Consider the following 16,602-nt stretch of genomic DNA (forward strand, 5'->3'; position numbering starts at 1 on the left):
TAATGTTAAGTTAAAGCCAATACTCTCGATCTACCGCTCGCTTGAATTTTGAATGTTACCTTTGCTATAAATCATAGCAAAAACAATGAATTCAGTTATTAAATTACAATTCCTTATAAAGTTTGACACTAAATGGTTAACCGATTATTTTAACATCGAACCTAAAGTTGCTGTTTATATTTCTATTCCTATACTACTTTTTGGCCTACTAATCATTTGCTACATTTCTTGGTTGATAACTAAAAAATTAATTGTTACATCAATTAATAGACTTTTTGTAAAGACTAAAATTACGTGGGATGATATCTTAATTCAGAAAAAAATATTTGATAAACTTGCTTTCATTATCCCAGCAGAAATTGTCATTTTCACTTTGCCCTCTATATTAGCGGACTACCCTACAATTTCAAAGTATATAGTTACATTCACTACGATGGTCGTTTTGCTAGTAATTATTTGGACCGTTATTGCGTTGCTAGCTGTAATCAATGAAATCATGTCTAAATCATTGATTTTTAAAGACAAACCCATTACTAGCTACATTCAAGTTCTTAATATTGTAGTTTATTTTATAGGAGGCATTTTAATTCTATCTCTAATGTTAGGTAAAAGTCCACTTTACTTTCTTGGAGCTATGGGAGCTATGACTGCCATTTTATTATTAATTTTCAAAGACACAATCTTAGGTTTTGTCGCTAGTGTACAAATGTCGGTTTATGATATGGTACGTGTTGGAGACTGGATTGCTATGCCAAAATATGATGCAGATGGTGATGTAATGTCTATTAATTTATCCACAGTCAAAATTCAAAACTGGGATAAAACGATAACTACAATTCCAACATATGCATTTATCAATGATTCCTTCAAGAACTGGCGTGGAATGAGCAATTCAGGGGGACGAAGAATAAAAAGATCAATATATCTTAAGGTAAGTAGCTTTTGTTTCTGTGATAAAGAAATGCTTACTGAATTCAAAAAATACGCGCTCATCAAAGAGTACATCATTAAAAAAGAAGAAGAAATAAAGAAATGCAATTCTTCGCTGTTTAATGAAGATTCTGATGAAGTTAATTTTAAAAGTCTTACCAATATTGGTATTTTTAGAATTTATGCTGAAAATTACATTCTTTCAAATCCACATATTAATTGCGAAATGGCAACTATGGTGAGACAACTCGATCCTACTTCTCAAGGAATGCCGTTAGAAATATATTGTTTTACGCATGATAAGGAATGGGCAAAGCACGAAGCAGTAAAATCAGATATTTTTGATCATTTGTTAACCATTGCTTCTCAATTCCAACTGGAAGTTTTTGAAGAGCCTTCTGGAAGAGATTTTAGAAGTTTGAGTGCCATAACTATTCAAAAACCAATTTTAAATTAAAGTATAATTATCACTTACTTCATAAAATTTAAAGTTGGAAATATAGATTGTGTCTAAAAATTGTTTGAAAGCACAATCCCTGCCCCTGATTGCAGTGGAAAAACTCCATTAATTAAAGCTTTGCAACTCTTGTTAGTAAAGAGCGACCAGTGGAAGCTCCTTTACTGACGTAGCGTTGCAGCTTAAATTAATGAAGATTTGTAGCGGAAAGCAGGATAAGGCCCAAATAAAAATACTACTTTTTGAAAATAGTTGACATTTTGAATTTATAAAACCAATCAAAGGCTTATTTTTGCGCCATGGCTAAGAAAAATACAGACAAAGTTGTCTTTCATCAAATAAAAGTCCTTGATGCTGGTGCAAAAGGCGTTTCGGTAGCAAAGGCTCCCGATGGAAAAGTAGTTTTTATTCCTAATGTCGTTCCTGGCGACGTAGTGGACGTGCAAACGTTCAAAAAACGTAAAGCATATTACGAAGGAAAAGCAATTCATTTTCATGAATATTCTGAGCATAGAATCGAACCTATTTGCGAACATTTTGGTGTTTGTGGTGGTTGTAAATGGCAGAATATGAAGTACAGCCAACAGTTGTATTACAAGCAAAATGAAGTGTTAAATCATTTACAACGCATAGGAAAAGTTGAACTTCCTGAATTTGAACCAATTTTAGGTTCAGAAAAACAGTTTTTCTACAGAAATAAGATGGAATTTTCTTTTTCTAATAGCCGTTGGTTAACAGACGCTGAGATTGGAAGTACTGAAGATTTAGGAAATAGAAATGCGCTAGGTTTCCATATTCCGAAAATGTGGGATAAAATTCTAGACATCAATAAATGTCATTTACAAGAAGATCCTTCTAATGCAATTAGAAACGAAGTTCGTTCTTTTGCAAATGAGCATGGCTTAACTTTTTTTAATCCAAGAGCGCATGAAGGTTTGTTACGAACTTTAATGTTGCGAACATCTTCCACTGGTGAAATCATGGTATTGATTCAGTTTTTCGAAAATGATAAAGCTAATAGAGAATTACTTTTAAATCATATCTACGAGAAATTCCCGCAAATTACTTCTTTGCAATACGTGATAAACAGCAAAGCAAACGATACTTTGTATGATACTGATATTAAATTATACAAAGGAAGAGATTATATTCTAGAAGAAATGGAAGGTTTGAAATTTAGTATTAATGCTAAATCTTTCTACCAGACCAATTCTGATCAAGCATACGAATTATACAAAATAACAAGAGATTTTGCTGGATTATCAGGAAATGAAATTGTGTACGATTTATATACTGGGACGGGAACTATTGCTCAGTTTGTATCTAAAAAAGCTAAGAAAGTAATAGGTGTCGAAAGTGTTCCAGAAGCGATCAAAGATGCTAAGTTAAATGCAGAACGCAATGAAATTACAAATTGCGAGTTCTATGTAGGTGATATGAAAGTCGTATTTAACGATGATTTTATTGCACAACACGGACATCCTGATGTTATCATCACTGATCCACCAAGAGATGGTATGCACAAAGATGTTATTGAACAAATTATGAAAATTGCTCCTGAAAAAGTGGTTTATGTAAGTTGTAACTCTGCTACACAAGCGCGCGATTTAGCGCTAATGGATGAGAAATATAAAGTAACAAGGGTGCGTCCCGTTGATATGTTTCCACAAACGCATCACGTTGAAAATGTAGTGCTTTTAGAGAGAAGAAAATAGTTGGCAGTGCTCAGTAACAGTATTCAGTTTCAACGATCTGAACATTAATTATTGAACACTGAACACTGAACATTTAATTTATGAAAAAAATAATTTTATTTCTATTTGTTTTAGCGCTATCTTTTTCTGGTTGTGAGAAAGATGATATTTGTGATGCAAATACACCTACGACTCCACGATTAGTGATTGGGTTTTATGATTTTCTAAATCCTTCAGTATTGAAAAACGTAACCGATTTAAAAGTTATAGGAGATGGAATGCCAAAAGGTGTTCTTTTTAATGGAGCAGAAACGACTAGTGCAAATACGATTTCAATTCCATTAAAAACTGTTGGGACCACTACAACTTATCGATTGACATTAAATTCAGGTAATTCAAACGCAGCATTAGTTGATGAGGATATTATTAAATTTGATTATACTACAAAGGAAGTTTTTGTATCAAGAGCTTGTGGATACAAATCAATTTTCACTTTAGACCCAACAACTCCTTACACGCATAAAGACCCAATTGCTGCTAATCAAAAGTGGATCAAATTTATATCAGTAGAAAAAAATAATATAGAAAACGAAAATGAAACACACATTAAAATCTTTTTTTAGTTTTTTTCTCGTTCTATCGATGACTTTGGCGCAAGCACAAGAAACTACTCCGAAACCGAAACAAGAAAAAACAAATCCTACAGAAATTAGTAAAAGTAAAACTAGTGATGATAGTCAGCAAATTCCTGATGCACCTTTAACTTTAGTCAACCTTGAGCCTATTGTAAAAAAGAGCGATTCTATTCCTGTAAAAACTGATCGTTATGGTGTACGAGTTGGAGTTGATATTTATAAACTTACTCGTGCTTTATATGATAAAAATTACAAAGGAATTGAATTAGTTGGTGATTACCGACTCACGAAAAAATATTTTCTAGCTGCCGAATTAGGGAACGAAAATAAAACCACTGATGATGATCGTGTAAATTTTACGACAAAAGGTTCCTATATCAAAGCTGGTTTTGATTACAACGCTTACGAAAACTGGCTAGACATGGAAAACATTATTTCTATTGGTCTTCGATATGGTTTTAGTACATTCAATCAACAATTGAATAGCTATAAAGTTTATAATTCAAATCCATATTTTGGAGAAATTCCTGTTATCGCTTCTGGTAAAAAATTTGATGGATTATCCGCGAGTTGGATTGAAGTCGTAGCTGGAGTAAAAGCTAAAGTTTTTGATAATGTGTTCATGGGTTTCAGTTTGAGATTAAACCGATTAATCACGAACAAAGAGCCAGAAAATTTTTCTAACTTATATATTCCTGGATTTAATAGAACTTACGATGGTAGTTTTGGAGTGGGTTTTAACTATACCGTTACCTACTTTGTTCCTATTTATAAAAAGAAAGTAAAACCAGCTATTAATATCAAAACTGAAAAGGCTAAATAGTAATTTTACTTATAAAATGTAATAGTGTAAAAAAAATGAGATGACTTCTTTGCGAAATCATCTCATTTTTTTTGAAGCTATTTTTAATGTAAAAAATTAACCTATTTCCCGAACACCTTTCATAAAAATCCACTTCATGTAAAACTTCTCTCCATCTTTGGTTTTCAATGCATGAAATTTTGGAGATAAAAGTGTTCCTATGACAAAAGCCGTTAGCGGAATCCAAAATCCAGTTAGATTTGTATATCTTCCCACGAGATATCTTGCAGAAATAAATAATATTGCGAAACACCCTAATTGGTATATAAAAGCTCTTATTTGTAATTTAGTCATTATATCAGTTCTTATGTTGAATAGTCGAAATAGGATAAATAATTATTCTTTTTCGATGTCTTCGTTTACAGGATTAAACTTTGTTCTCTTACTTCCTTCATACATCTCGTATTTCACTAATCTTGCTTCTAAGCCTGCGTTGAAAAGTTTGATTTTTCTGGAAGGTTTTAAACCAACATATTTAAGTGCTTCTAAGTTTGCAGTAATCATCCAAGCATTTGTTCCCGGATAATTTTTCTTCAAAGTGTCACCTATGTTTTTGTAAAACTCTTCCATGTGAATATCCAATCGCTCATCATAAGGTGGATTGAAAACTAAATGTAATTTACCTTCAGTCGATTTTTCAGTATCAAAGAAATTATTCTCTTCGATAGTAATATAATCGTCAAGATTAGCGTTTTTGATATTGTCTTTTGCTTTTTGAACTGCACTTGGTGCCTTGTCATATCCTTTTATCGTATGATGAAATTCGCGTACGCGTTTTAACAAACTATCTGAAATAGCATCAAACAAATTATTATCCCAATCATTCCATTTTTCGAATGCAAATTCCTTACGGTTAATATTTGCAGGAATATTACAAGCAATCATTGCTGCTTCAGCAAGAAAAGTTCCTGAACCACACATAGGATCTAAAAAATCAGTTTGTCCATCCCAACCAGAAAGCAATAAAATCCCAGCGGCTAATACTTCGTTTATAGGCGCAATATTTGTTGCTGTTCTATAACCACGTTGATTCAAAGCATTTCCAGAAGTATCTAACGCTACTGAAACTTGATCTTTATCAATGTGAATATTAATCCGTAAATCAGGATGTACTTTATCAATGCTTGGGCGCTGACCTGTTCTTTCTCTAAACTGATCTACAATAGCATCTTTACATTTTTGAGAAACAAATTCGGAATGATTAAAGTATTCAGAATGTACAGTGGTATCAATTACAAAAGTTTGGTTTGCACCAATCAATTTTGACCAGTTTACACCTGATATTCCCTTGTATAAAGCTTGTTCATTATTAGCCTTAAAAAAATAAATAGGCTTTAGGATTTTTAAAGCTGTACGCAAAGCTAAATTTGCTTTATACATAAAACCTTTATCGCCTTTAAAACTTACCATTCGTACACCTTGCTCGACGTTTTGCGCGCCTAGCATTTGCAATTCTTTTGCTAATATCTCTTCAAAACCAAAAAAGGTTTTGGCAACCATTCTAAAATTATCTTCCATCTTTATATAAATTCCAACAAGTAAATTTCACTTAAACTCGATCTAAAAAACATTTATAGGCAATACTTTTTAAGTCAAAATTGCTAACTAAACAATTCTTAAAAAAATATATGCCATTGTTCTGTTTGTATCGCAGTGAAATAGTTCTTTTTCTGCAAAAATACACTAAATTTGCATCAATCGAATTAATTGAAAAAGAATAAATGTCTGAAGCTCAAAAACTGTCAACTGAAAATTTAGTAAAACCACCTGAAAAATGGTATTCTTCATGGTTTGACACGCCGTATTATCATATACTTTATAAAGAACGCAACTATAGAGAAGCGCAAATTTTCATGGATAACTTGACACATTATCTCAATCTTCCAGAAAAAGCAAAAGTTTTAGATTTAGCTTGCGGGAAAGGTCGTCACTCTATCTATTTAAACCAGTTAGGCTTTGATGTATTGGGCGCTGATCTATCAGAAAATAGCATCGCTGAAGCTAATAAAAACGCTAATGAGACTTTGCATTTTAAAGTTCATGACATGCGTGAACCTTTTGAAGAAAAATATGATGCAATATTCAATTTGTTTACCAGTTTTGGTTATTTCGAAAATGATGAGGACAACTTAACTACTTTAAAAGCAATTAAGGATAGTCTATCTGAATATGGTTTTGCAGCAATTGATTTTATGAATGTGAATCAAGTGATCGACACTTTAGTTCCTGAAGAAATCAAAACGGTAGAAGATATTGAATTCCACATAAAGCGTTACGAGAAAGACGGTCATATTTACAAGGAAATCGATTTTGAAGACAAGGGAGAAAAGTTTCACTACACTGAAAAAGTGAAAGCATTGACGCTTCAAGATTTTGAGGAGATGATGGAGGAAGCAGGAATCTACCTTTTGGATATCTTCGGTGATTACAAATTAAAGAAATTTCATAAAACAGAAAGCGAGCGATTAATTATGATTTTTAAGTAATGAATTATCTTTTACCCTTACTTTCCGTACTACTCGGATATATAATAGCTTTGGTTTTAAAACCAAAGAATAAAACCAATCTCAAATTATTACTCGCCTTTAGTGGATCGTTTTTACTTTCGCTAACGGTCATGCATCTATTGCCAGAAGTTTACGCGGATCACGAACATGCAATCGGCGAAAGTCACAGCAATAACGCGGGGATTTTCATCATGTTAGGTATATTGTTCCAAATCATTTTAGAGTTTTTCTCTAAAGGTGCTGAGCACGGTCACGTGCATGGAAAACCTAATATGTCGCATATTCCTTGGCTGTTATTTATCAGTTTGTGCATCCACGCTTTTCTAGAAGGATTTCCTGTTGGCCACGATCACGGCAAATTAGCGCTAGGAATCGCGATTCACCACCTTCCCATCGCAATAATTTTGACAACTTTTTTTATCAATTCTAATTTAAATAAGAAAGCAATTTTCTTCTTTATGTTAACGTTTGCAGTAATGACTCCTTCAGGAACTCTAGCGTCAGACTATTTAACAGGATTAGACGAATATCATAGCCAAATAACGGCAGTAGTAATTGGAATTTTATTTCACATTTCATCTACAATCATTTTTGAAAGTAGTGAAGGACACAAATTTAATATAGCTAAAGTTTCCATGATAGTAATTGGAATTGTATTGGCATATTTTTTATAATTAATAATTTGGGCGTGTTCGCAAGGGCGAACCGGGCTATAAGTTACAATCTTTATTATTTCGCTATCGCTACATAATAAAGGATTTTCACAACTATCCCTCACGCAAAAAAATAAGAATAGAACATAAATTGCGTTCTAAAAATTTTAACAGCATTAAAAATGACATTTACTAAAACGACCGAACAATCTTCAAAATACGAAAACTTAGAGCAAATGTCGGTTTCAAGCTTGCTTTCGAATATTAATAACGAAGATAAAACGGTTCCATTAGCAGTCGAAAAAGCATTGCCACAAATTGAGCAATTAATAAATGCTATTATTCCTAAAATGAACTTGGGAGGTAGATTATTTTATATTGGCGCTGGAACGTCGGGACGATTAGGAATTCTAGACGCATCAGAATGTCCACCTACTTTTGGTGTTCCTTTCGATTTGGTAATCGGTATTATTGCTGGTGGAGATACAGCCATTCGTAAAGCTGTGGAAAACGCAGAAGATGATACAACTCAAGCTTGGAATGATCTAAAGGCATACAATATAAATGAAAATGATGTAGTTGTCGGAATAGCTGCATCAGGAACAACTCCTTACGTAATTGCTGGATTAGAAGAATGTAACAACCATAATATTATAACGGGAAGTATCTCTTGTAATGAAGGTAGTCCACTTTCATTAACCTCAAAATACCCAATAGATGTAGTTGTAGGACCAGAATTTGTAACTGGAAGCTCAAGGATGAAAGCAGGAACTGCCCAAAAACTAGTGCTTAATATGATTACAACAGCTACTATGGTTCAGCTAGGTAAGGTAAAGGGGAATAAAATGGTTGATATGCAACTTAGTAATAGCAAGCTTGTAGATCGCGGCGTGAAAATGATAATGGAGGAAATTGATGTGTCTTACGTAGAAGCAAGCGATTTACTGCAAACTCATGGAAGTGTCAGAAAAGCGGTTGACTTTTTTAACCTAAGTACTATTAAATAAAGTTGATTCTAATTTTAAATTAAAAATGGCAACGAACAAAGAACTTTTAAACAAAGGAATTAAATATCTAGGAGGTGCTTTACCACTGCTCTTCATTGGACCAGCCGTAATCTACAATGCCTTTATGAATAAAGATAATGTTTGGCATTATTTGGTATTAGCATTTGGTATTATATTTTGCATTGCTGGCGTTTACCTCGCTTTTTTAGGTTTAAAAATTATTATGAAAAGTTTATTCAACGATTAATGGAAGAGCTAATACATATTCAAAAAACTTTTGAGAAAGTAGATTGGATTGACAAAAGGATAAGTAATAGAGAATTTGAGGATTGCACTTTTAAAAACTGTGACTTTTCCAACAGTGATTTTTCGAATAATATTTTTATGGATTGCGAGTTTATCGACTGTAATTTATCAATGATTGATTTCACTTCGACAAGTCTTAAATCAGTTAGCTTCAAGAATTGTAAGTTATTAGGAATTCATTTCAACAAATGCACTGATTTCTTATTCACTGTAGCGTTTCAAGATTGTATTTTAGATTATGCATCTTTCGCCAATAAAAAAATGCCTAAAACAAAATTCAACTCATGTTCCATTAAAGAAGGTTCTTTTAATGGTGCAAATTTAACCAACTCTGTCTTTGATAACTGCAATCTAGATAACGCTATTTTCAACGACACACAATTGGCAGCAGTTAATTTCGCAACAGCTTATAATTATAAGATAGATCCAGAAGATAATCCAATGAGAAAAGCTAAATTTTCTGTGCAAGGAATTTCTGGTCTATTGGAGAAATATGATATTAAAATACAATAATAAAATACTATGAAAAAAATATTTTTACTTCCCCTGATTTTACTTTTGTTTTCTTGCTATAATCAAGAACGTAACTGCAAAGATTTTAAAACTGGAAAATTCAAGTTTGAACACATGGTTGATGGTGTTAAAAAAACTACGGTATTCGAACGCAATGAAAGTATCGAAATCGAGACTTATGAAGGCAAGACAGATACTGCCTCTATAAGATGGATTAGCGATTGTGAATATGTGTTGAACAAACTACACCCAAAAAATATGGCTGAAGAAAAAGCTATCGCAATGAAGATTTTAACAACTACAAAAGACACGTACACATTTGAGTTTGGAATAGTTGGTTCTGATGCAAAGCAAAGAGGAACCGTAACTAAAATCTCTGAATAAAACCTTAATTAATAAAAATAGTAAATAGATGGAAGTATTTTTAAATCCAGATGCATGGATTGCGTTGTTAACTTTAACTTTTCTCGAAATTATTTTGGGAATTGACAATATCATTTTTATCTCAATTGTAACAGGTAAATTACCAGAAGAAAAGCGTAAAAAAGCAACCCAAATTGGTTTGTTTTTAGCTATGTTCATGCGTATTGCCCTGCTTTTTGGAATTACGCTTTTAATTGCAATGAAAGAACCCTTTTTTAGTGTAAACTGGACTTGGTTTAGTGCAGATTTTACTGGTCAAGCAATTATACTATTTCTTGGAGGATTGTTTTTAATTTATAAAAGCACCAAAGAAATTCATGAAAAAGTGGATCATACTGGGGAAGAAGAAAAAAATTTAAAAACAACTGCAGCAAAATCTTTTGGTAATGTAATATTCCAAATTTTATTGATTGACCTTATATTTTCAGTAGATAGTATTTTAACTGCTGTAGGAATGACTAATGGTGTTGAAGGAGCTTTATACATTATGGTTACGGCAGTTGTTATATCTGTAGGAGTCATGATGCTTTTTGCTGTTCCTGTTGGGAATTTTGTGAATGCAAACCCATCAATTCAAATTTTAGGATTAGCGTTCTTAATTCTAATTGGATTTATGTTGATTACGGAAAGTATGCACTTGTCTAACGCGGCTTTAGTTGGTGAACACGTTGGTGCGGTACCAAAAGGATATTTATATTTTGCCATTGCCTTTTCATTAGGAGTGGAATTCCTGAATATGAAAATGCGAAAGAAAAACTAATTACACTTCAAAAAAAATAGCGCTCGATGAGCGCTATTTTTTTATTCTAAACTTAAAGTTATTTGACCATCATCATCTAACTGAATACCTGACTCGTCAATATCTTCTATTGGTGTTGGTTCAGGAGTAACCTCAACTGGAAGGTCGTAATGCAAAGGCTCCAACAAGTTTACTTGTTTTAACTTATCGGTTGTCAATTGATTTCCTAATGCTTTAAATCCTTTGATAGCAATATAGGATTCTATATCAACGGTCATACTCTCTTTTTGAACTCCTTTAATCTTAGGGAAAATTAGTTCAGCCACAGGACGGTAATCCGTTGAAACGATTTCTAAATGAGAGTTAGGATGTTCCGTAATGAAACTCTCTTCCTTATTTTCTGTTTCAATCAAAAAGCGTTTAATGTAATAACGTTCTTTTTCACCTTCATAATAAATCGCTGAAATTGGCTTTTTTGGAACCCATTTTTCAAGCACAATCATATCTTCGTCAAAGTGTGTCGCTAATTCTGGAGTAATGACTTTTAGTTTTCCAGTTTGCGAGATAATCAAGATTTTATCACTTGGTCTAAATTCGCCTAACAACTCTCCTCTTCCATCCACATTTAAACGTTGTACTGTATCGTCAAACCAGACCTTGCGAGGTAATAAAGTAGAAATTCCTTTCTCTTTCAATTCGATTTTTTTGATAGGATATTTAGTTACCAAATTCCCTTTTGAACTTCTACCTTTTATCGCAAGATTAGCAAAATCAATATCGAATTTTAGTTTTTTAACCGTTCCTATTTGGCGTAGTAAAATCGTAATTACCTCCGCTTCTCCATTTGGATTACACGAAAAATACACTACTTGCGATCCAGCCGTTTCATTGGTTAAATCGTAGGCTTTATCACGTGTAACTCCGGAAACATTAAAACGTTTTATATAAGAAGGACCTGATTTACCATCACGGTAAATCATATTATAAATGGTTCGCTTGTCGCTTTTATCAAAAATGGCAATGTGAATAATGTCTTTACCCACAAAGGTTTTTGCATCAACCTTGGTAATCATCATTTTACCATCACGAAGAAAAACAATCACATCATCAATATCAGAACAGTCCGTAACATATTGATCTTTTTTCAAACTTGTTCCTACAAAACCTTCTTCTTTATTTACATACAATTTCGTATTTCTTAATACTACTTTTGTAGCTTCGATATCATCAAAAATACGAAGTTCAGTTTGACGTTCTCTGCCTTTTCCGTACTTCTCTTTTAGTTTGGCAAAATAGGCAATGGCAAAATCAATCAGATTTTCTAAATGATGTTTCACTTGTTCGATATCACCTTCTAGCGATTCAATTTTATCTTGCGCTTTATTACTATCAAATTTAGAAATACGCATGATTCGGATATCAAGCAATCTTAAAATATCGTCTTCTGTAACTGCTCGCTTTAAATGCTGAATATGCGGTTTTAATCCATCATCAACCGCTTTTATAACAGTTTCACGAGTCGTCATTTCCTCAATGTCACGGTAAATTTTATTTTCGATAAAAATTCGTTCCAAAGAAAGAAAATGCCACTGCTCCTCTAATTCACTTAATTGAATTTCAAGTTCGCTTTTAAGTAATTGTACCGTTCTATTCGTTGAAATGCGCAACATATCAGAAACACCTACAAATAGCGGTTTGTTATCCTCAATAACACAACCCAAAGGCGCCACTGAAGTTTCACAAGCGGTAAAAGCAAATAATGCATCAATAGTTTTATCGGGAGAAACTCCTGGAAAAAGATGTATTAATATCTCAACTTCCGCGGCTGTATTATCCTCAATTTTTTTGATTTTGATTTTGCCCTTGTCATTGGCTTTCAAAATACTATCAATCAAAGTGGTAGTATTAGTAGAAAACGGAATTTGAGTAATTACCAATGTATTCTTGTCGAGTTGTGCAATTTTAGCGCGAACACGAACACGTCCACCTCGTAAACCATCATTATAATTAGATATATCAGCAATTCCTTGCGTCATGAAATCAGGATACAAGGTAAAAGGCTTTCCTTTTAATATTTTGATAGAACAATCTATTAACTCATTAAAGTTATGAGGCAATACTTTCATTGAAAGACCAACTGCAATTCCTTCTGCACCTTGTGCTAAAAGTAAAGGAAATTTTACGGGAAGATTGTTAGGCTCTGCACGACGACCATCATACGAAACACCCCAATCGGTAATTTTTGGAGAATATAAAACCTCTAAAGCAAATTTGGATAAACGGGCTTCAATATAACGCGAAGCTGCTGCTCCATCACCAGTTAAGATATTCCCCCAGTTTCCTTGGCAATCTATTAATAATTCTTTTTGGCCTATTTGCACCATTGCATCACCAATACTCTGATCACCGTGAGGGTGATATTGCATAGTGTGCCCAACGACGTTTGCTACTTTATTGTAACGACCATCATCTAACTCTTTAAGCGAATGCATTATTCTACGTTGCACTGGTTTAAAACCATCTTCAATCGCAGGAACAGCTCGCTCTAGAATTACGTATGAAGCATAATCCAGAAACCAGTCCTTATACATTCCCGTAACTTTGGTAATGGTATCGTTTCCGTCTTCTTGATTATCGTAAAAATGCTGTCCTCCCGAAGTTATAATATCGTCAAAACCCTCTTCATTTGATTCACTGGAATCATTCGTTTCGTTTTGCGATTCGTCTTCGTTTAGTATAATGTTATCTTCGTCTTCGTCTTTCATAAAAATGCTTAAAACTCAAATTATGGCGCTATAATAACTCCATTTAAATTCTTCTATATTTGTTCAATTAAATGGATTAATTCCTCTTTACTTGGCAACACCATTTTATATTTACTAGCAAAAATCTGTTCATTATTTTCAGGTAATGTGTATTCTACTACTAAATCACTTTTATTCTGACAAAGAACTAATCCAATTGTTTTGTTCTCTTCTTCTAAACGCATTTCTCTGTCATAATAATTTACATACATTTGCATTTGACCTAAATCCTGATGTTTTAATTCTCCTATTTTTAAATCTATAAGAACAAAACATTTTAATATTCGGTTATAAAAAACCAAGTCGATTCTAAAATGTTTATCATCAAAACTGATTCTTTTTTGTCTGGCAACAAACGTAAAACCATTACCTAATTCTAACAAAAAATGTTCTAATTTATTGATGATTTCTTCTTCAAGTTCATTTTCTGAATATTGATTTAACTCGGGTAAACCAAGAAATTCAAGAATGTAAGGATCTTTGATTATATCTTTTGGCTTTTCTATAATTTGTCCTTGTTGAGAAAGTTTCAAAATTCCTTCCTTATCTCTGCTTAAAGACAATCTGGTATATAAAGCAGTATCATATTGTCGCTTTAATTCCCGAACACTCCAGCTATTTTTTGCAGTTTCGATTTCATAAAAACTTCTTTCATTAGAATCATCAATGCGAATTAGAAAAATATAATGAGACCAAGTCAATTTAAAAATAGGAGATACTATTTCGGTTATTTGTGAAGTAACAGACTCTACGTGAGGAATTTCGTTTTCAGAAATACTAGACACTGTCTCGTAAATTGAATAAACAGAAAACAATTTTCTCATGTTTTGTAAATTATCCACCGAAAACCCCTTTCCAAACTCGTGATTCAGCTCTTTTGAAAGTCCTTTTAATAATTGCTTGCCGTATTCTGCTCTATCTTTTCCATTTTGTTCTTCTTCAACAATCATTCGGCCAATCTCATAATAAGTATAAACCATAGTTTGATTTATAGCTCGTACTACTTGTTGCTTTGATTGCTGAAGCAAATTGACAACTTGAGCGAATAACGAATTATTTTGAAGATTTTCTGACATCAATTATAGTATTCTTTATATCTATTTAAAAATCTAATTCTTCTCAATTACATCCAATTCCACCTTCAAATTCTTGATGATAAATTCTTGTCTGTCAGGCGTATTTTTACCCATATAAAAAGACAATAATTGCTCAATCGAAGTATTTTTATCCATCATTACAGGATCTAGGCGAATGGTTTCTCCAATGAAGTTTTTAAACTCATCTGGCGAAATCTCTCCTAAACCTTTAAATCGAGTAATTTCTGGTTTTGGTTTTAGCTTTTCGATGGCTTCTTTTCGTTCGTCATCTGAATAACAGTAAATCGTTTCTTTCTTGTTTCGAACTCTAAAAAGTGGTGTTTGTAGAATATATAAATGTCCTTCTTTTATCAATTCAGGAAAAAACTGCAAGAAAAAAGTAATCAATAAAAGGCGAATGTGCATTCCATCGACATCAGCATCAGTTGCAATTACTATATTGTTGTATCTTAGTTTTTCTAAACCATCTTCGATATCTAACGCTGATTGCAATAAGTTGAACTCTTCATTTTCATAAACAATTTTCTTACTCATCCCGTAAGAATTCAAAGGTTTTCCACGCAAACTAAAAACTGCTTGTGTGTTTACATCTCTCGATTTGGTAATCGATCCAGAAGCTGAATCTCCCTCGGTTATAAAAAGTGTACTTTCTAAATTTCTAGGATTTTTTGTATCTGGAAGGTGCGCGCGGCAATCTCTCAGTTTTTTATTATGCAGATTTGCTTTCTTAGCACGATCTGTAGCTAGCTTTCTAATTCCAGATAACTCTTTACGTTCTCTTTCCGCTTGCAAAATTTTGCGTAATAATGCATCTGCAGTAACAGGATTCTTATGTAAATAATTATCTAATTTTGTTTTTACAAAATCATTTACAAAAGTACGTACCGAAGGCATTCCCACTTCAGAACCCATATCAGTCGAGCCTAATTTGGTCTTGGTTTGCGATTCAAAAACCGGTTCCATTACTTTAATACTAATCGCAGTAACGATTGATTTTCGAACATCTGAAGCTTCAAAACTTTTATTATAAAATTCTCGGATGGTTTTTACAATCGCTTCACGATAAGCGGCTAAATGCGTTCCTCCTTGTGTAGTATTTTGTCCATTTACAAACGAATGGTATTCTTCGCTATATTGCGTTTTACTGTGTGTTAAAGCAATTTCAATATCCTCTCCTTTCAAGTGAATGATGGGATACTCTAAATCTTCAGCACTTATTGTTTCTTCTAATAAATCTCTCAATCCATTTTCAGAGAAGTATTTTTCACCATTAAAAATAATAGTCAAACCATTGTTTAAGTAACAATAGTTTTTAAGCATTTTAATGATGTATTCAAACCTAAATTTATAATTTTTAAAAATTGACTCGTCTGGAATAAAAGTAACTTTAGTTCCTTTACGCTTTGTAGTTTCAATAACGTCTTCCTCAAGCATTAAATTTCCTGCGGAGAATTCTGCTGCTTTTTGCTTCTCATCACGCACTGATTCTACACGAAAATAATTAGATAAAGCATTCACTGCTTTTGTTCCTACTCCGTTCAAACCTACCGACTTTTTAAAGGCAAGAGAATCATATTTTCCTCCCGTATTCATCTTAGATACAACATCAATCACTTTTCCTAAAGGAATTCCACGACCATAATCCCTAACAGTAACGGTTTTGTCTTTTATAGTAACTTCAATAGTTTTTCCTGCACCCATGACAAATTCATCGATACAGTTATCTAAAACCTCTTTTAGAAGAATGTAAATACCATCATCTGGTGAAGATCCGTCCCCAAGCTTCCCGATATACATTCCGGGACGCATGCGAATGTGTTCTTTCCAGTCGAGTGACCGAATATTATCTTCGGTATATTGATTTTGATCGGACATTGTAAATTTTGTGGATTTTAACTTCGTTCTTTTCGGTTCCTACTTTGAGCTTGGACCTAGAGTGTGCTAATATAGTGTAATTCGATAAATTTTAAAAGAG

16 protein-coding genes are annotated in these 16,602 nt (G+C 33.0%); 11 read left to right on the forward strand and 5 right to left on the reverse strand.

What is annotated here, in order from left to right; translation table 11 throughout:
• The first annotated feature begins 85 nt into the window (after nt 1–85).
• The 4 genes from RCH19_RS03750 (at nt 86) to RCH19_RS03765 (ending at nt 4,539) form a co-directional block, all read left to right on the forward strand.
• Nucleotides 86–1,387 (forward strand): mechanosensitive ion channel domain-containing protein, encoded by a 1,302-nt coding sequence (locus RCH19_RS03750; RefSeq protein ID WP_343022096.1) that lies wholly within the window; start codon nt 86–88, stop codon nt 1,385–1,387.
• 299 nt (nt 1,388–1,686) lie between these two features.
• Nucleotides 1,687–3,102 (forward strand): 23S rRNA (uracil(1939)-C(5))-methyltransferase RlmD, encoded by a 1,416-nt coding sequence (gene rlmD, locus RCH19_RS03755; protein ID WP_343022097.1) that lies wholly within the window; start codon nt 1,687–1,689, stop codon nt 3,100–3,102.
• A gap of 80 nt (nt 3,103–3,182) precedes the next feature.
• The gene (locus RCH19_RS03760) at nt 3,183–3,704 is read left to right on the forward strand and encodes a DUF6452 family protein (protein ID WP_343022098.1); all 522 of its coding nucleotides are present in this window, start codon (nt 3,183–3,185) and stop codon (nt 3,702–3,704) included.
• Entirely contained in the window at nt 3,676–4,539 is an 864-nt protein-coding gene (locus RCH19_RS03765; RefSeq protein WP_343022099.1) for a DUF6048 family protein, read from the forward strand. Before RCH19_RS03760 ends, RCH19_RS03765 begins: the two co-directional genes overlap by 29 nt.
• A 96-nt stretch (nt 4,540–4,635) precedes the next feature.
• On the opposite strand, the gene RCH19_RS03770 is transcribed toward RCH19_RS03765, so the two are convergent.
• Both RCH19_RS03770 and RCH19_RS03775 read right to left on the reverse strand, forming a co-directional pair.
• Nucleotides 4,636–4,872 (reverse strand): hypothetical protein, encoded by a 237-nt coding sequence (locus tag RCH19_RS03770; RefSeq protein WP_121925564.1) that lies wholly within the window; start codon nt 4,870–4,872, stop codon nt 4,636–4,638.
• 42 nt (nt 4,873–4,914) lie between these two features.
• Complete coding sequence (locus RCH19_RS03775) at nt 4,915–6,096, reverse strand: THUMP domain-containing protein (protein ID WP_343022100.1); 1,182 nt, start codon at nt 6,094–6,096, stop codon at nt 4,915–4,917.
• 203 nt (nt 6,097–6,299) lie between these two features.
• On the opposite strand from RCH19_RS03775, the gene RCH19_RS03780 reads away from it, so the two are divergent.
• From RCH19_RS03780 to RCH19_RS03810, 7 genes are all read left to right on the forward strand, one after another.
• On the forward strand, nt 6,300–7,064 hold the full coding sequence (locus RCH19_RS03780) for a class I SAM-dependent methyltransferase (RefSeq protein WP_343022101.1): 765 nt from the start codon (nt 6,300–6,302) through the stop codon (nt 7,062–7,064).
• Nucleotides 7,064–7,759, forward strand: coding sequence for a ZIP family metal transporter (locus RCH19_RS03785; RefSeq protein ID WP_343022102.1), 696 nt, complete (start codon nt 7,064–7,066; stop codon nt 7,757–7,759). Before RCH19_RS03780 ends, RCH19_RS03785 begins: the two co-directional genes overlap by 1 nt.
• A gap of 161 nt (nt 7,760–7,920) precedes the next feature.
• The gene (gene murQ, locus RCH19_RS03790) at nt 7,921–8,745 is read left to right on the forward strand and encodes an N-acetylmuramic acid 6-phosphate etherase (RefSeq protein WP_343022103.1); all 825 of its coding nucleotides are present in this window, start codon (nt 7,921–7,923) and stop codon (nt 8,743–8,745) included.
• 25 nt (nt 8,746–8,770) lie between these two features.
• Nucleotides 8,771–8,992, forward strand: a complete 222-nt coding sequence (locus RCH19_RS03795) for a DUF6095 family protein (RefSeq protein WP_121925705.1) — start codon at nt 8,771–8,773, stop codon at nt 8,990–8,992.
• Nucleotides 8,992–9,564: a pentapeptide repeat-containing protein gene (locus RCH19_RS03800; protein ID WP_343022104.1), complete on the forward strand. Its 573-nt coding sequence runs from the start codon at nt 8,992–8,994 to the stop codon at nt 9,562–9,564. Before RCH19_RS03795 ends, RCH19_RS03800 begins: the two co-directional genes overlap by 1 nt.
• Before the next feature lie 9 nt (nt 9,565–9,573).
• A complete protein-coding gene (locus RCH19_RS03805; protein ID WP_343022105.1) occupies nt 9,574–9,948 on the forward strand; it encodes a DNA topoisomerase IV in 375 nt (124 codons plus the stop codon).
• A 28-nt stretch (nt 9,949–9,976) separates the two neighbouring features.
• Nucleotides 9,977–10,747 (forward strand): TerC family protein, encoded by a 771-nt coding sequence (locus RCH19_RS03810; protein ID WP_121925571.1) that lies wholly within the window; start codon nt 9,977–9,979, stop codon nt 10,745–10,747.
• Nucleotides 10,748–10,788: 41 nt separating this feature from the next.
• Here RCH19_RS03810 and RCH19_RS03815 read toward each other — a convergent pair whose 3' ends face one another.
• From RCH19_RS03815 to RCH19_RS03825, 3 genes are read right to left on the reverse strand one after another with little or no spacing between them, the layout of a single operon-like run.
• The gene (locus RCH19_RS03815; protein ID WP_343022106.1) at nt 10,789–13,491 is read right to left on the reverse strand and encodes a DNA gyrase/topoisomerase IV subunit A; all 2,703 of its coding nucleotides are present in this window, start codon (nt 13,489–13,491) and stop codon (nt 10,789–10,791) included.
• A gap of 53 nt (nt 13,492–13,544) precedes the next feature.
• Entirely contained in the window at nt 13,545–14,606 is a 1,062-nt protein-coding gene (locus tag RCH19_RS03820) for a PDDEXK nuclease domain-containing protein (RefSeq protein WP_343022107.1), read from the reverse strand.
• A 33-nt stretch (nt 14,607–14,639) separates the two neighbouring features.
• Entirely contained in the window at nt 14,640–16,502 is a 1,863-nt protein-coding gene (locus RCH19_RS03825) for a DNA topoisomerase IV subunit B (RefSeq protein WP_343022108.1), read from the reverse strand.
• Nucleotides 16,503–16,602: the final 100 nt, after the last annotated feature.

The sequence above is a fragment of the Flavobacterium sp. PL12 genome (assembly GCF_039123485.1).
GTDB classification, from domain to species: domain Bacteria; phylum Bacteroidota; class Bacteroidia; order Flavobacteriales; family Flavobacteriaceae; genus Flavobacterium; species Flavobacterium weaverense.

Bases quoted from the DNA above. Each gene is read 5' to 3' on its own strand.
- RCH19_RS03775 (WP_343022100.1), bottom strand. From the start codon at position 6,096: ATGGAAGATAATTTTAGAATGGTTGCCAAAACCTTTTTTGGTTTTGAA.
- murQ (WP_343022103.1), top strand. From the start codon at position 7,921: ATGACATTTACTAAAACGACCGAACAATCTTCAAAATACGAAAACTTA.
- RCH19_RS03785 (WP_343022102.1), top strand. From the start codon at position 7,064: ATGAATTATCTTTTACCCTTACTTTCCGTACTACTCGGATATATAATA.
- RCH19_RS03795 (WP_121925705.1), top strand. From the start codon at position 8,771: ATGGCAACGAACAAAGAACTTTTAAACAAAGGAATTAAATATCTAGGA.
- RCH19_RS03815 (WP_343022106.1), bottom strand. From the start codon at position 13,491: ATGAAAGACGAAGACGAAGATAACATTATACTAAACGAAGACGAATCG.
- RCH19_RS03750 (WP_343022096.1), top strand. From the start codon at position 86: ATGAATTCAGTTATTAAATTACAATTCCTTATAAAGTTTGACACTAAA.
- RCH19_RS03810 (WP_121925571.1), top strand. From the start codon at position 9,977: ATGGAAGTATTTTTAAATCCAGATGCATGGATTGCGTTGTTAACTTTA.
- RCH19_RS03760 (WP_343022098.1), top strand. From the start codon at position 3,183: ATGAAAAAAATAATTTTATTTCTATTTGTTTTAGCGCTATCTTTTTCT.
- RCH19_RS03800 (WP_343022104.1), top strand. From the start codon at position 8,992: ATGGAAGAGCTAATACATATTCAAAAAACTTTTGAGAAAGTAGATTGG.
- RCH19_RS03765 (WP_343022099.1), top strand. From the start codon at position 3,676: ATGAAACACACATTAAAATCTTTTTTTAGTTTTTTTCTCGTTCTATCG.
- RCH19_RS03780 (WP_343022101.1), top strand. From the start codon at position 6,300: ATGTCTGAAGCTCAAAAACTGTCAACTGAAAATTTAGTAAAACCACCT.
- RCH19_RS03805 (WP_343022105.1), top strand. From the start codon at position 9,574: ATGAAAAAAATATTTTTACTTCCCCTGATTTTACTTTTGTTTTCTTGC.
- rlmD (WP_343022097.1), top strand. From the start codon at position 1,687: ATGGCTAAGAAAAATACAGACAAAGTTGTCTTTCATCAAATAAAAGTC.
- RCH19_RS03825 (WP_343022108.1), bottom strand. From the start codon at position 16,502: ATGTCCGATCAAAATCAATATACCGAAGATAATATTCGGTCACTCGAC.
- RCH19_RS03820 (WP_343022107.1), bottom strand. From the start codon at position 14,606: ATGTCAGAAAATCTTCAAAATAATTCGTTATTCGCTCAAGTTGTCAAT.
- RCH19_RS03770 (WP_121925564.1), bottom strand. From the start codon at position 4,872: ATGACTAAATTACAAATAAGAGCTTTTATATACCAATTAGGGTGTTTC.